Genomic DNA, 13,619 nt, shown 5'->3' with positions numbered 1-13,619 from the left:
CGTCCCCGCCGCCGGTCTGCACTCGGGGCTACGATGCAGCGGCCCGTTGCAAAACCTTCAGATCAAACCGCTACGCGCTCATATTGTGGAGCGAACTGAAGCGTGAGATCACGCGAACTGCCTTCAGCACGTTCCAGAAACAGGCCGAGCGCACCGAAGAAGATTTCGATAAAGCTTTGAACGGAACCGTCGTGGCGATCCGCCTCGCGGCCGAAGCGTTCCGCAAGTACCCGATAGAAGGAAAGCCGCTCTGGCCGGATATGCGTCAGGGCAAGACCCGCGCCCTGACGCAGGCAATACCAATCGGCAATCAGCTCGAACATCGGCAATTCAGAAGCCAGCGCGAGACCGTCCGATATGGATGCGCCCTTTTTCCCAATCAGGCCAATAACATCCTGCACGGTTTTATCCGCAACGGCCGCCACCACCTCGGCCGGCCATTCCTTGATGAAATAACGGTGCCTGATCAGCGCCCGTTTGTGGCCAAGCAGAAACTCACCGTAGTTATCCGCCGCAAATACCCGGTCCTCATCTTCGCCGGCCAGCACCATTTCCTGCGCATAGCCTCGACAAATGCGGCTGTTGATCGGCAAAGCGTCCATCTCCACCGTCTCCACAGTGATTTCCTGCCGCGATGGGTGGACAACCTTGAAGGCGGGCGGAAAGGCCACCAGCGATGGCACGGCGATATTGGTGAGCGCATTCTCCCCGTCCCCGCGCCTTGTCACACCTTCCACATGCAGGTGCCCGCTGAAATGGATGGCAAGCCCGGCGTCGCGTAGCGCATCCTCCACCGCTTTGCGCGGCGTGCGGCGCACGACATTGGTGTCGCCGAACAGCGCGCCCTCGGCACCGCTTGCGCTATCAAAAGGATCGAGCGCCGGATAGTGGGAAAAGCCAAGCAACGTTTTGCCGAGCGCCCCTGCCCTATGGCGCACATCGGCAATCCAGTCGATGATGAAGGGCTTGCAGCGCAAAAGCGCGTTCCAGCCGCCGGAAGTGCTGTCGGTAAAGGCTGCTTCCTCACCTTTTTCGAACGCACCGTCGAGCGGTTCGAAAATATTGGCGTCGATCATCAGTAACCAGAGACCCGGCTCCGGCTCGACGAGATAGGAGGCGTCCATCAGCTGGTAGACATTGCGGCCATCGGGCGAGCGCACCTCGTATAGGCGGTCCTCCGCCAAGTCGGAGAGACCGAACGGCGTTTCCCAATGAATATAGTCCGGCTGGCGGAAATATCCGAAGCCCGCCATGGGGCCGAGGCCCGCTGGATAGCCCTCGCAATACATCCGGTCGCTGATGACAACCTTGTCTCCAGCCCGCCGTGCATCGCTCGAAACGGAAAGGCATCGGCCATTTTCCGTCAGGAATTCCTTGGTATGGTGCCGGCCGCGCGGGCCGAAGATATCGTGGTTTCCGGGCAATGCATAAAAAGCGGTGCCATGGGCATCGCGATGCTGCTCCAGAATGCCCTTCAGCGTTTCGCTGGTCGCCCGCTGGCCGTCATCGGTATAGTCGCCCAGCAGCACCACATGGCGAATGCCGCGCTGCCGCACCTCTTCCAGCGCCGCATGCAGCGCATCGGCGCTCTCGTTGAAAACCCGGGTAGATTCGCGCGTGTCCGACCAGCTGCGCATGGTGATGCGCTCGCCATCGATCTCGATGCCCGGAAATCCGAAATCGGCGGCGGTATCATGAAAATGCGCGTCGGCAATGACGGCAACGGAGGGAAGCGCACGTGTCAGCATGATTGGGCGGTCTTTCTGCCTTCAACCATGTCAATCCAGTCGGAAGCACGGCGGGCGGCGGCATAAAGCATGGGTTTCGGCGTCTCGAACCATTCGTCGGGCCGCAATTCCCGCCTGGTACGGATCACGGAAACCGCGTCGTCAAGGGTGGGGTAAAGATGCGGCTGCTGCTTATGGAGGAAAAGCGCCACCAGCGAAACGGAGCGGCTGCGGCCACTGCGGCAATTGACCAGCACATTGCCGCCATCTGGAAACGGATAGGTTTCGCGTTTCGGCATGGTCTGGCGAAGCGCGCCGTCAAGAATATAATAGGCCCCCAGCATCATCGTGTCGGGGCTGCCTTCTCCGTCGATCAGGCCAAGCTTGTAATAGCGGATATCGCCATAACCCACGGGGCGTCTGTCGCCCTCTTCCGCCGCCGCCTGCACGAGATTGATATCGAGGTTGACGGCGCAATTGACGACAGTGGTAATGCCGTGCTGGCGCAGGAGCCCGAGATCGCTCGCACCATCGCTGCCGCCGATATAAAGCGCAGCATTGTGCGGGCCAAGCCCTTCCGCAATCAGACTGATCGCAGGCCGGGCATAAACGGGTCCATCCATGTCATTCCTCCACATGCACGAAGCAGCCCTTCATCAGGGGCTGAGCTTCGCCTAAAATCAGGCCGATGCGACCCACTGCCCACCGGATGGCTGCCGCTCGGCCAGAGGTATGCTCGATGCCTCACTCACACCTTTGGCAACACCACCGGCTGCCGCCAGCACCGGCCCGCCATCCTCAAGACTACCGATTTCCAGGAAAGGGCAGACATCGCCGCCAGCTTCGCTGACGAGTAGCAGTCCCGCAAGACAATCCCATGAATTCATATGCAATTCGAGATAGGCATCGGAGCGGCCATCAGCCACATAGGCAAGCGCCATGGCCCCAGAACCCGCGCGGCGGACATTGGTGCCCATATCGAGCAGGTTCTTGACGACATCGAGATAGATGTCATTCGCCACACGGGTCGACCAGCCCATTTCGATCGACGCCGCATCGAAACGCTCCGTCTCCGACACCCGGATCGGCAAGCCGTTGCGCGTCGCGCCCTCCCCGCGGCGGGCGAAATAAAGCTCGTCAAGGGCGGGATTATAGATCGCGCCGAGCTCGGTTCGCCCGTTTTCGACATAAGCGATGGAGATGCAGAAATGTGGAATGCCACGGGCGAAATTCGCAGTCCCGTCGATGGGATCCACGACCCAGACGCGCTCGCCAATCTCTCCGCCGCCTTCTTCACCGAAAAAACTGTCGTCAGGAAAACACGCCGCGATGGCACCGCGAATATGCGCCTCGGAGGCAGCATCCGTCACGGTCAGAAAGTCCTGCGGCCCCTTCATCGAAAAGCTGCGTGTCGCTTCGCCCTGAAAGCCTTTCAGCACCAGTTCCCCGGCGGAAAGAATAACGCTGCGGCAGAGTTCGGCGCGAGCCGTCAATGTATCTGGATAAGGCATCGAGTCCATGCGCAACAACCATTTCCCTTAGAGTGAACGCGCGTTCATATTGCACACGTGTTCAATGTTTTCAAGCACGATTTTTGGAGGAATTGATTGTTTCGGGTCGGACATGGCCAATCCTGCCCGTGCAGGATATCCATCGCAATTGATGGCGCTGAATTAAACGCTTGTTCTGGATCACTCAAGACGTATCAGCGCACTTTGACCAATGCAAATGATGTGTTGCGACAGACAATTGTACACATCTCGAGGTTGATATGGTTTTCCCTCGATTAACCCTGTGTATTTTCAATGATGTAACTGTATTTATGTTATCAACGCCGCTCTCTACTTGATGAGCGGCCAATGAAAATACTAACTGCCAAACAAAAATTTCAAAATTTCATGTCTGTTCGATCTGACAATCCGGACTTGCTGAAAGCACAGTATCGCGCCTTCACGCGGCAGATGCCGATGATGTATTTCATACTGCTTTCAAGTACATGGGCGCTGGCCATTACGCATATGCAACTGGCGCCGTTTTGGCTCACCATTGGAGTTCCCACTCTTTTCACCCTTGGCTGCACGCTCCGGGTCGCATTCTGGTGGAAGACGCGCGGCATCGATCCGAAGCCGAAAATGGCTCACGCGGCACTCCAGCGCACAAACCGCCTGGCGGTCGGCATCGCCATGGCATTCACGCTCTGGTCTTTTTTGCTGGTGCCTTACGGGGACGCCTATATGCAGTCTCACGTCGCCTTCTACATGGCGATCACGGTGATTTCCTGCATCTTCTGTCTGATGTATGTGCGCTCTGCCGCCTTCATTGTCACCCTCATCGTCAACGGCGCGTTCATCGTCTTCTTTCTGGCATCACGGCAACCGACATTCATCGCCATTGCCATCAATGTTCTGCTGGTCTGCGCCGGCATGATGTCCATCCTGTTGACCAACTACCGCAATTTCGAACGTATGGTCGTCTCGCAGCAGCGTACGGAAGCGCTGAGCAACGAGAACCTGCTGCTTGCCAATATGGACAGCCTGACCGAGCTGCCCAATCGCCGCGCTTTTTTCACCCATCTGGAAGTCGAGCTGGAAAAGGCCAGAGCCGCAGGAACCCGGCTGGCGTTGGGCGTCATCGATCTCGACGGCTTCAAGCCGGTCAACGACCTCTATGGACACTCCGTCGGCGACAGACTGCTGGTCAATGTCAGCAAACGCCTTACCGCCAGTCTGAAAGCCAGCAGGGCGTTCCGGCTGGGCGGCGACGAATTTGCCATCGTTGCTCCGATCATACCCGATGATGCGCAGCTCGTTGCCAATGCCAATGCAATTTCAGAGCAACTGAGAGCGCCCTACCATATGCCGGAGGGAACGGTGCATGTTTCCGCCTCGATGGGGATAGCCGTCTTTCCACATCTCGCCTCCACGCTGGAACAGCTTTTCGACAGGGCAGATTATGCCCTTTATCATGCCAAGAAGACCCGGCGCGGCGATGCCGTGCTATTCGACGCGGAACACGAAAAGCAGATCAATATCGAAGCCCGCATCGAACATCTGCTCAAGCAGCGCGATATGGAAAACGAGCTTTCAGTGGTGTTCCAGCCAATCGTCGATATACGCGATGGAGGAACCGACGGTTTTGAGGCCCTGGCGCGCTGGCATAGCCCGATCCTCGGGCATGTGCCGCCCGCCCAATTCTTCTCCATTGCCGAGCGCGCCGGCATCGTCAGTTCGCTGACGCGACCGCTTCTCAAGAAGGCGCTCGCTTCCGCATCACAATGGCAGCCCTCCATCAGGCTATCATTCAACCTCTCGGCCCATGATCTCAATTCCTGCGAAGGCGTGCTGTCCCTGATCGGCATCATCGAAAACAGCGGCTTCGATGCACGGCGTCTTGACCTTGAAATTACCGAAACGGCCTTTGCGCATGATTTCGAACAGGTCAGGCAGTCGGTCGAAATGTTGCGGCGTCTCGGCTGCGGGATTTCTCTGGATGATTTTGGCACGGGTTATTCCAGCCTGACGCGGCTGCACGCCCTGCCTCTCACCAAGATCAAGATCGACCGCAGTTTCGTGACCGACCTGCACGAAAAGCCGGCGAGCTACAAGATCGTCAAATCGCTTCTCACCCTCAGCCGGGATATGGGACTGGAATGTGTGGTGGAAGGGGTCGAAACACCGGAAGAGCTTGTAGCCCTTGAAGGCCTCGGCGCCACGCTGGTGCAGGGCTATGTTTATGCACCGCCGCTGCGAGAAGAGGATGTCGATGAATTTCTTTCCGGGCGCCGCGCGGCTACCCGCAACAGCGCAGGAAAGTCACAAGCTGCCATTGCAAGTTGACCTGATGGTAGAGGCAAACGGCCGCCTTTTTTCGGCCGGCAGGGAGAGGCGGACCAAGCGCCTCCCGCAGAAGGGCTGCCTGCTCCTCCAGTTGTTCGGACGGGCATCCGCCAGGGACCCAACAATGTACCGATGAGAAATAACCTGCCTTTGCCCGCCGCAAAATTGGATGGAACGGTTTTGCAGTGCGGGAGTTTGTTTTGTGCAAACCAAGACAGGAGGAAGAACAATGGATCACACCAATCACGTACGCCTGGTTGAAACGGAACTCACACCTTCGGTGCTCGAAGGAGCGACCGTTTATGGTGCGGACGACCACAAGGTCGGCAAGGTTGACCATGTCCACGGCGTTGGGGCCGGTAGCACCGCGATCATCGATGTCGGCGGCTTCCTCGGCATCGGCGCAAAGCCCGTGGCCGTGCCGCTCAGCGATCTCGATTTCATGCGGGATGAGGATGGTGATGTCCACGCGGTTACGTCATGGACGAAGGACCAGCTGAAAGACATGCCCGAGCATCGTCACTAAATTCATCCCACCAGACTTCAGAAGCGCCCGGCCATTCGCCGGGCGTTCGTTTATATGGGTCACTCCCTGCCCGCTTCTGCCGACAAATGGAACGCTTGCGCATGTCAGGCATTTTCATTGCGCGCAATAATTGATTGCAAGGCATTCAAGGGGACAACAGTTGAACAGTCAGATTCAGGCCAGCCCGCTGAGCATTGACGACGTGACCGTCATCGATGACGAAAAGGTCAAAAAAGCCGTGACCGCCGCCGCCCTCGGCAATGCCATGGAGTGGTTCGACTTCGGCGTTTACGGTTTTGTCGCTTACGCTGTCGGCAAGGTCTTTTTTCCCGAAGCTGCTCCCGCCGTTCAGACGGTGGCGGCGCTGGCAACATTTTCGGTGCCGTTTCTCATTCGTCCTCTCGGTGGCATTTTCTTCGGTGCGATGGGTGACAGGTTCGGGCGGCAGAAAGTCCTCTCTCTGACCATCATCATCATGGCGGCCAGCACCTTCTGCATCGGCCTCATTCCGGGTTATGCAACCATCGGCATATGGGCACCGATCCTTCTGCTGCTCTGCAAGCTCGTTCAGGGCTTTTCCGTCGGCGGCGAATATACCGGTGCGGCCATCTTCGTGGCGGAATATGCACCGGACCGCAAACGCGGTTATCTCGGAAGCTGGCTCGATTTCGGTTCGATTGCCGGCTTCGTGCTTGGCGCGGGGTTCGTCGTGCTGCTCAGCACCGCCCTGGGAGAGGCGAAATTCCTCGACTGGGGCTGGCGCATCCCGTTCTTCCTCGCCGCGCCGCTCGGGCTCATCGGCCTTTATCTCCGCCACGCCGCGGAAGAAACCCCGGCCTTTACCGAACGCCTGCAGCGTGCTGAAGAAGAGGATCGCCAGTCGCTCAAGGAGCGGCCGATGGTGCCGATCGCGGAAATCGCCAGAGAGCATACAAGATCGCTGGCGATCTGCATCGGCATGGTTCTCGTCACCAACGTGACCTATTACATGCTGCTCACCTACATGCCGACCTATCTGTCGAAAACGCTGAATTACAGCGAGGATCACGGCGTTCTCATCATCATTGCTGTCATGGTCGGCATGCTGTTCGTCCAGCCTGCAATCGGGTTGCTCAGCGACCGGATTGGCCGCAAGCCTTTTCTTGCCGTTGGCAGCATGGCGATCCTGCTGTTCTCGCTGCCGGCCTTTCATTTCATCGCCAGTGGCCAGGTGGTGCAGATATTCTTCGGGCTGCTCATTCTCGCAGTCGCGCTCAATTGCCTGATCGGCATCATGGCCTCGACCTTGCCCGCCCTCTTCCCGGCCCGCATCCGCTACAGCGCTTTGGCAATCGCGTTCAATATCTCGATCATCGTCGCCGGGCTGACACCAACGGTAACCGCCTGGCTGGTAGAGGTAACCGAGAACATTTACATGCCCGCCTATTACCTCATGGTCGCAGCCGTCTTCGGCATCATCACGACCTTCTTCCTGAAGGAAACCGCCAACCGGCCGCTTTATGGCGATACACCAAATGCCTCCAGCCGAAAGGAAGCGAAATCGCTTCTGGCCGAGCAATATCTGCATATCGAAAAAAGCGTCGAGGAGATTGACGAGGAACTCGTCAAACTGGAGGAGCAAAAGAGGATTCTGCAGACCAAACGTGAAGAACTCGTCGGCCGACATCCGGACCTGACCTGACAACGCCACATCATAAAAATGAAATGCGCGGCGGTGCATCTTGCACCCCGCGCATTCGTTTTAGTGGTTTTCAGCGATCCGCTTTGAGACCAGCTTGTCCTGTCTCAAACGGCGAGGAAACCGCCGTCCACAGGCAATACGGCGCCGGAAATCATCTTGCTGTCATCCGAAAGCAGCAGCGCGATGCTCTGTGCCACCTCTTCAGCTTCGGCAAAACGGTTGAGCGGATGGCGAACCATCATAGGCTGGCTCTTGACCGGATCGTTCCAGGCTTCCGCCGCCAGTTCGGTGAGCGTGATCGTCGGGGCAACGGCGTTAACGCGGATTCCGTGTGCGCCAAGTTCCTTGGCGAGAACACGGGTTGCGCCTTCAAGACCTGCCTTCGACGCTGCGTAACACAGGTGATCCTGAAAACCGCGATGGCCGGCGATGGACGTGATGTTGACGATGGCACCACCGCCACCCTTGGCGACACGAGCGCGGGCGAATTCCTGGCAGGTGACGAGTGCAGCGCGCAGGTTGATGCCGAGAACGGCTTCATAACCCGCATCGCTCATGTCGAGCACGTTTTCCAGCACATTGATGCCGGCGCTGTTGATCAGGAAATCGCACGGCCCAGCTTCCGCCATGGCGGCACGGGTGGCGGCGACATCGGCAAGATCGACGCGGATCGAACGGCCACCGATTTCGCTTTTCAGGCTGTCGAGATCGGACTGCGTGCGGCTGATCGCCACCACTTCCGCACCGCGTGCGGCCATCAACTGCGCACAGGCGCGGCCGATGCCTTTGCCTGCGCCGGTGATGATGACGGACTTTCCGGAAAACTGCATGGAATCCTCGTTATTTTGCGGCCAATACGGCCGGATGATCTAAACTTGTGACGCGGCTCAGGAATGGCTGGCGGATCGAATGGCGCGCGCCGCATTTTGCAGGGCCAGAAATGCGTCGTACCGCGACTGATGAACCTTTTGAAAAGCCGGATCAGGCGAAGCACAGCTGGCGATCCGCGACATGGCGGGCATCGCCGCCATCAGGTCCGGATAGGTTTCCGCAGCAACGGCACCCAACATGGCCGACCCCAGAAGCACTGGCTCTTCGCATTCGGTCAGTTCAACGGGAAGCCCCGTCGCGTCCGCCAGCAACTGCCGGGCAAGCGGATGAGCGCCGGCCCCACCGCTGACACTGATGGTTTCCACCGGCGCGCCGTTGCGGGCCTGTGTTTCGATGATCTGGCGAAGCCCGTAACCGAGGCCGAGAAGCCCCGCCACATAAAGCGCGACGAGCGAATCCACACCGGTTTCCATACCGTAGCCGGCAATGATGGCGCGGGCATGGGGATCTGCAAAGGGGGCACGGTTACCGAGGAACTCCGGCACCACATGAAAATCTTCGGCGACTTCCGCTGCGGCGGAAGCGGATGCGGCAAGGCTAAGCGCGCGGTCGGCAAGCCAAACCGGCAAGGCTTTGCCTTCCTTCTCGGCAAGCACCTTCGCCTCGGCAAAGGCAGGATGTAATTGCACCAGATAATCGATGGCCGCGCCGGCGGCGGACTGGCCGCCCTCATTCAACCAAGCGCCGGGAACCATGGCGGAATAATAGGGACCCCAGACACCCGGCACAAAGGCAGGTTCGGTGGTGGTCGTCATGGTGCAGGACGAGGTGCCGAAGACATAACCGAGGCATCGCGAGGCATCACCGCCTGCAGCCACGGTGCCAACGCCACCGGCATGGGCATCGATCAGGCCTGCGGCAACCGCCGTGCCCGCAACCAGCCCCATGGCTTTTGCCGCCTCTTCGGTCAGGCCGTTACCCAGCGCCGTGCCGGGATGGACGACGCTTTCACCGATGCGGCGGAAGCCCTGTTCGGCGAGATCGCCAAGCCCGATGTGGTTGAAATATTCCGCATCCCAGCGGTTTTCATGGGCAAGATAGGTCCACTTACAGGTTACCGTGCAGGCGGAACGATCAAGCGCGCCGGAAGCCTTCCATGTCAGAAAATCCGTCAGGTCGAAGAAGTGCTCGGCACGGGCATAGACATCCGGCCTGTTTTCACTAAGCCACAAAAGCTTCGGCGTCTGCATTTCGGGAGAGATGCGGCCGCCGACATATTTCAGGACGGCATGTTCGCCGGCGTTGATGCGCTCCGCCTGTTCGACGGCGCGATGATCCATCCAGACGATGATATCGCGTTCGGGATGATCGGCAGCGCCAACCGGCAGGGTCTCATCATCAGGCCCGCGAACAACCAGCGAGCAGGTGGCATCGAAACCGATGCCGGCAACTTCGGCCGGATTAATGCCGGCGCGCGAAACGCTTTCGCGCACGCTGTCGCAAACCGCCTGCCACACCTCACCGCTCGACTGTTCGGCAATGCCGCCATCCTCGCGGTGCATGCTGATCGGGCGCTTGGCGGTAGCGAGAAGCTTGCCTGCGACATCGAAGACACCGGCCCGCGCCGAGCCTGTCCCGACATCGACGCCAACAAGGTAGGAAGCCATTTGCGATACTCCTCGGAGCGGATCATCCGGTGCTTGAACGATATGGAGCGGCTGGACCGGTTCCGATTTCCCCAGCCGCTCCAGAAGTTTTTAAACGCGGTCGAAGTTGGTCGGGAGAACCAGCATGTCGCGGATGGTGACGGTACGCTTGCGCGTCAGCATGTAGACAACGGCATCGGCCACTTCGCTCGCATCGATAAGGCTACCCGATTCCTTGGCCTTGCGGAGGTTTTCCTCCGGCCAGTCCGCCAGAAGTGCTGAGACGACCGGGCCGGGAGAGACCTGCGCAACGCGCACGCCGTGCGGGATCATCTGGCGGCGCATGCCCTGCACGAAGCTGGTGATCGCCCATTTCGAGCCCGAATAGACCGGCTCCCAATAGGTCGGGAAATGACCGGCGATCGAGCAGGTGACGATGATATCGCCCGTCTTGCGCTCCGACATGTGCGGCACGACGGCCTGCACATTCTTCATCACGGCGTTGACGTTGAGGTTCAGCATCTTGTCGATGGCTTCAGGCGTCGTTTCGGTCAGCTCACCGCCGATATAGGTGCCGGCATTGCAATAGAGGATGTCGATATGATCGACTTTCCCTAGGATTTCCGGGATCATGGCGTTGCAGCTGTCGGCATCGAGCAGGTTCGTCACCTGCGGAATGGCGCGGTCACCAAGCTTGGCGGCCAGGTCTTTCAAGGCTTTCTCGTTCCAGTCGACCATGACCACGGTTGCGCCCTGTTCCAAGAGCGCTTCTGTTGTGGCAAGCCCGATGCCGGATGCGGCACCGGTGATGACCGCGATCTTGCCTTGCAGCGATTCAGACATTTAATTCTCCTGCGTTTATGAAGATATTTCCGGGCCGGCTCAGCGCCATTCGCGCCCGATATAGATGGCCAGCAGAATGATGCCGCCCTTGATGACATCCTGCAGATAGGGGTTGATGCCCATCAGGTTGAGGCCGTTATTGAGAATGCCGAGCAGCACTGCGCCGATGAGCGTGCCGAGGATGAGACCCCTGCCGCCGGCAATCGCCGTACCGCCGAGAACGACCGCTGCGATGGCATCCAGTTCGAAGCCGACGCCGGCATTGGGCTGGCCACTCATCAGGCGGCCGGTGAGGATGAGGGCGGCAAGTGCCGCGGTGACACCCGAAATGCCATAGACGGCAAGTTTGACACGCTGGGTCTTCACACCCGAAAGGCGGGCGGCAAGTTCGTTGCCACCGAGTGCATAGACGTGGCGGCCAAAAGCCGTGCGCTGCAACAGCACCCAGGCAATGGCATAAATCACCACCATGATGATGACCGGTACGGGAACGACACCGACGCGGCCGACGCCGAACCAGGAAATCCAGCTCGGAATGCCGCTGACCGGATAACCGCCGGAATAGATGAGACCGAGGCCACGTGCCATGCCCATGGTGGCGAGCGTGACGATGATGGCCGGCATCTTGCCCCATGCGACGAGCGCGCCGTTGAAGATGCCGATGCCGAGACCGATGAACAGGCCAGCCGGCAACGCAACCGCGGGAGACAGACCGGTATTCACCATAAGCCCGGCCGACAGCGTGCCGACAAGCGCCATGACCGCACCGACCGACAGATCGATGCCGCCGGTGAGGATGACGAAGGTCATGCCGACGGCGAGAATGCCGACGACGGAAACCTGCCGCAGCACGTTCATGATATTGTTGACGCTGAAGAAATTGTCGCTCGCAAGCCCCATCAGGATCGATACGACAATCAGGCCCGCCAGAGGCAGGGCGAGCGGCGAACGCAGCATGGCGCCGAGACTGAAACCGCCCGTTTTCGCGGCAACGCCGGTGTTTGCATCAAGCGACATGTTCAACTCTCCCGGTGGTGGCGTTTGTCATTATTGTTTCTGAATTGATGTCTTCGCCCTCGACCGTGGCGACGATGCCGCCGGAACGGAAGACGCAGACCCTGTCGGACATGCCGATCACTTCCGGCAGCTCCGAGGAGATCATGATGATCGAGTATCCCTTGGCAGCGAATTCGCGCATCAGCGAGTAGATTTCCGCCTTCGCCCCAACGTCGATGCCGCGTGTCGGCTCGTCGAAGATCAGCACGCGCATGTCATGGTTCAGCCAGCGGGCGATGACGATCTTCTGCTGGTTGCCGCCCGATAGCGTGTCGACGCGGGCATAGGGGCCCTGCGCCTTCACCTGCACCTGCGCCATGGCCTTTGTCGTGTGCTCCAGTTCCTTTTTGAGATCGAGGAACCAGTGGGCCTTGCGGTATTTGCGGTAATTATTCAGCGAAATATTCTGCAGGATGGAGAAACTGGTGATCAGCCCCTCCTCCTTGCGGCTTTCCGGAAGCAAGCCGATGCCGCGCATCAGCGCTTCATCAGGACCGGAAAAACGCGTGTCCACACCGTCGACCTTGATCTTGCGGCGCGAGGCGGAATGCGCGCCCAGCATGGCGAGAACCGTTTCCGTGCGGCCCGAGCCGACAAGCCCGGCAAAGCCGAGAATTTCGCCCTTCCGCAGCGCAAAGCGCGAGACGGGGCCGCCCTTCTTCAATTGCAGCTCTTCCACTTCGATCACCTTTGCGGCGGAAGGATCGAGCGGCGGCTTTGGCGGGAAGCTGGATTCGATGCGCCGGCCGACCATCATCTCGACCAGACGGTCATTGTCGACCTCCGAAGTCAGGCAGGAACCGATAAGCTCACCATCGCGCAGAACGGTGATGCGGTCGCAGATCTCGAATATTTCTTCAAGGTGATGGGAAATGAAGATGATCGCCACGCCCTGACGTCGCAGTTCACGCATGACCTTGAACAGATGTTCGGTCTCGGACGGAGTTAGCGTCGCGGTCGGCTCGTCGAGCACGAGAATGCGGGCATCCAGCGACAGTGCCTTGGCGATTTCGACAAATTGCTGCTGGGCAACCGAAAGGCGATGCACCGGCACGTCGAGTGGTACATCCACCGCCAGACGGCTCATGATCTCGGCCGCGCGCTTGCGCATGGCGCCCTTGTTCAAAAGGCGAAGCGGCCCGCAGATCTCGCGGGCAAGAAACATGTTTTCAACGGCATTGAGATAGGGGATCAGGCTGAATTCCTGAAACACGATGCCGACGCCAGCGGCAATCGCCTCGTCATAATTGGCGAAGCGGCGATCCTTGCCGTCAATGCGGATCGTCCCGTCCGATGGCTGCAAAATGCCGCACAGGATCTTCATCAAAGTCGACTTGCCGGCACCGTTTTCGCCCAGAAGCGCATGCACCTCGCCGGCGCGCGCCTCAAGGTCGACGCCGCGCAGGACTTCGATCTTGCCAAAGCTTTTTCTTATTCCATTCAGTTCCAGCATTTCACCCTCCTCAATGGTCG

11 protein-coding genes are annotated in these 13,619 nt (G+C 59.1%); 3 read left to right on the top strand and 8 right to left on the bottom strand.

Annotated elements, in window-relative coordinates; all coding sequences use genetic code 11:
- Window positions 1–62: 62 nt before the first annotated feature.
- The 3 genes from PL640_RS18225 to PL640_RS18215 are packed head-to-tail and all read right to left on the bottom strand — an operon-like array spanning window position 63 to window position 3,247.
- The gene (locus PL640_RS18225) at window positions 63–1,748 is read right to left on the bottom strand and encodes a metallophosphoesterase family protein (RefSeq protein WP_271362937.1); all 1,686 of its coding nucleotides are present in this window, start codon (window positions 1,746–1,748) and stop codon (window positions 63–65) included.
- On the bottom strand, window positions 1,742–2,350 hold the full coding sequence (locus PL640_RS18220) for a dual specificity protein phosphatase family protein (RefSeq protein ID WP_271362936.1): 609 nt from the start codon (window positions 2,348–2,350) through the stop codon (window positions 1,742–1,744). The genes PL640_RS18225 and PL640_RS18220 overlap by 7 nt, the downstream gene beginning before the upstream one ends.
- 57 nt (window positions 2,351–2,407) lie before the next feature.
- A complete protein-coding gene (locus PL640_RS18215; RefSeq protein ID WP_271362935.1) occupies window positions 2,408–3,247 on the bottom strand; it encodes an inositol monophosphatase family protein in 840 nt (279 codons plus the stop codon).
- Between the two features lie 339 nt (window positions 3,248–3,586).
- Between PL640_RS18215 and PL640_RS18210 the strand changes: the two genes are divergently transcribed.
- From PL640_RS18210 to proP, 3 genes are all read left to right on the top strand, one after another.
- Complete coding sequence (locus PL640_RS18210; protein WP_271362934.1) at window positions 3,587–5,563, top strand: putative bifunctional diguanylate cyclase/phosphodiesterase; 1,977 nt, start codon at window positions 3,587–3,589, stop codon at window positions 5,561–5,563.
- 229 nt (window positions 5,564–5,792) lie between these two features.
- Window positions 5,793–6,089, top strand: a complete 297-nt coding sequence (locus PL640_RS18205) for a PRC-barrel domain-containing protein (protein ID WP_003522015.1) — start codon at window positions 5,793–5,795, stop codon at window positions 6,087–6,089.
- A gap of 160 nt (window positions 6,090–6,249) precedes the next feature.
- Complete coding sequence (proP, locus tag PL640_RS18200) at window positions 6,250–7,770, top strand: glycine betaine/L-proline transporter ProP (RefSeq protein ID WP_271362933.1); 1,521 nt, start codon at window positions 6,250–6,252, stop codon at window positions 7,768–7,770.
- Between the two features lie 104 nt (window positions 7,771–7,874).
- Here the strand turns inward: proP and PL640_RS18195 are convergent, their stop codons facing one another.
- The 5 genes from PL640_RS18195 to PL640_RS18175 all read right to left on the bottom strand — a co-directional run bounded on the left by PL640_RS18195 (window position 7,875) and on the right by PL640_RS18175 (window position 13,599).
- The gene (locus PL640_RS18195) at window positions 7,875–8,600 is read right to left on the bottom strand and encodes an SDR family oxidoreductase (protein ID WP_271362932.1); all 726 of its coding nucleotides are present in this window, start codon (window positions 8,598–8,600) and stop codon (window positions 7,875–7,877) included.
- Between the two features lie 57 nt (window positions 8,601–8,657).
- Window positions 8,658–10,268 carry an FGGY-family carbohydrate kinase gene (locus tag PL640_RS18190; RefSeq protein ID WP_271362931.1) on the bottom strand — a complete coding sequence of 537 codons (1,611 nt, stop codon included), beginning with the start codon at window positions 10,266–10,268 and terminating at the stop codon, window positions 8,658–8,660.
- Window positions 10,269–10,358: 90 nt separating this feature from the next.
- On the bottom strand, window positions 10,359–11,090 hold the full coding sequence (locus PL640_RS18185; RefSeq protein ID WP_269702374.1) for an SDR family oxidoreductase: 732 nt from the start codon (window positions 11,088–11,090) through the stop codon (window positions 10,359–10,361).
- Between the two features lie 39 nt (window positions 11,091–11,129).
- Complete coding sequence (locus PL640_RS18180) at window positions 11,130–12,107, bottom strand: ABC transporter permease (RefSeq protein WP_142842952.1); 978 nt, start codon at window positions 12,105–12,107, stop codon at window positions 11,130–11,132.
- Entirely contained in the window at window positions 12,097–13,599 is a 1,503-nt protein-coding gene (locus tag PL640_RS18175; protein WP_269702372.1) for a sugar ABC transporter ATP-binding protein, read from the bottom strand. The genes PL640_RS18180 and PL640_RS18175 overlap by 11 nt, the downstream gene beginning before the upstream one ends.
- Window positions 13,600–13,619 lie beyond the last annotated feature (20 nt).

The sequence above is a fragment of the Agrobacterium sp. ST15.16.024 genome (assembly GCF_027956545.1).
Taxonomy (GTDB): Bacteria; Pseudomonadota; Alphaproteobacteria; order Rhizobiales; family Rhizobiaceae; genus Agrobacterium; species Agrobacterium cucumeris.
The sequence above is the reverse complement of the archived record's forward strand: the minus strand, read 5'-3'. Positions and strand labels throughout refer to the sequence as shown.

Bases quoted from the DNA above. Each gene is read 5' to 3' on its own strand.
- PL640_RS18225 (WP_271362937.1), bottom strand. From the start codon at position 1,748: ATGCTGACACGTGCGCTTCCCTCCGTTGCCGTCATTGCCGACGCGCAT.
- PL640_RS18220 (WP_271362936.1), bottom strand. From the start codon at position 2,350: ATGGATGGACCCGTTTATGCCCGGCCTGCGATCAGTCTGATTGCGGAA.
- PL640_RS18215 (WP_271362935.1), bottom strand. From the start codon at position 3,247: ATGGACTCGATGCCTTATCCAGATACATTGACGGCTCGCGCCGAACTC.
- PL640_RS18210 (WP_271362934.1), top strand. From the start codon at position 3,587: ATGAAAATACTAACTGCCAAACAAAAATTTCAAAATTTCATGTCTGTT.
- PL640_RS18205 (WP_003522015.1), top strand. From the start codon at position 5,793: ATGGATCACACCAATCACGTACGCCTGGTTGAAACGGAACTCACACCT.
- PL640_RS18195 (WP_271362932.1), bottom strand. From the start codon at position 8,600: ATGCAGTTTTCCGGAAAGTCCGTCATCATCACCGGCGCAGGCAAAGGC.
- PL640_RS18190 (WP_271362931.1), bottom strand. From the start codon at position 10,268: ATGGCTTCCTACCTTGTTGGCGTCGATGTCGGGACAGGCTCGGCGCGG.
- PL640_RS18185 (WP_269702374.1), bottom strand. From the start codon at position 11,090: ATGTCTGAATCGCTGCAAGGCAAGATCGCGGTCATCACCGGTGCCGCA.
- PL640_RS18180 (WP_142842952.1), bottom strand. From the start codon at position 12,107: ATGTCGCTTGATGCAAACACCGGCGTTGCCGCGAAAACGGGCGGTTTC.
- PL640_RS18175 (WP_269702372.1), bottom strand. From the start codon at position 13,599: ATGCTGGAACTGAATGGAATAAGAAAAAGCTTTGGCAAGATCGAAGTC.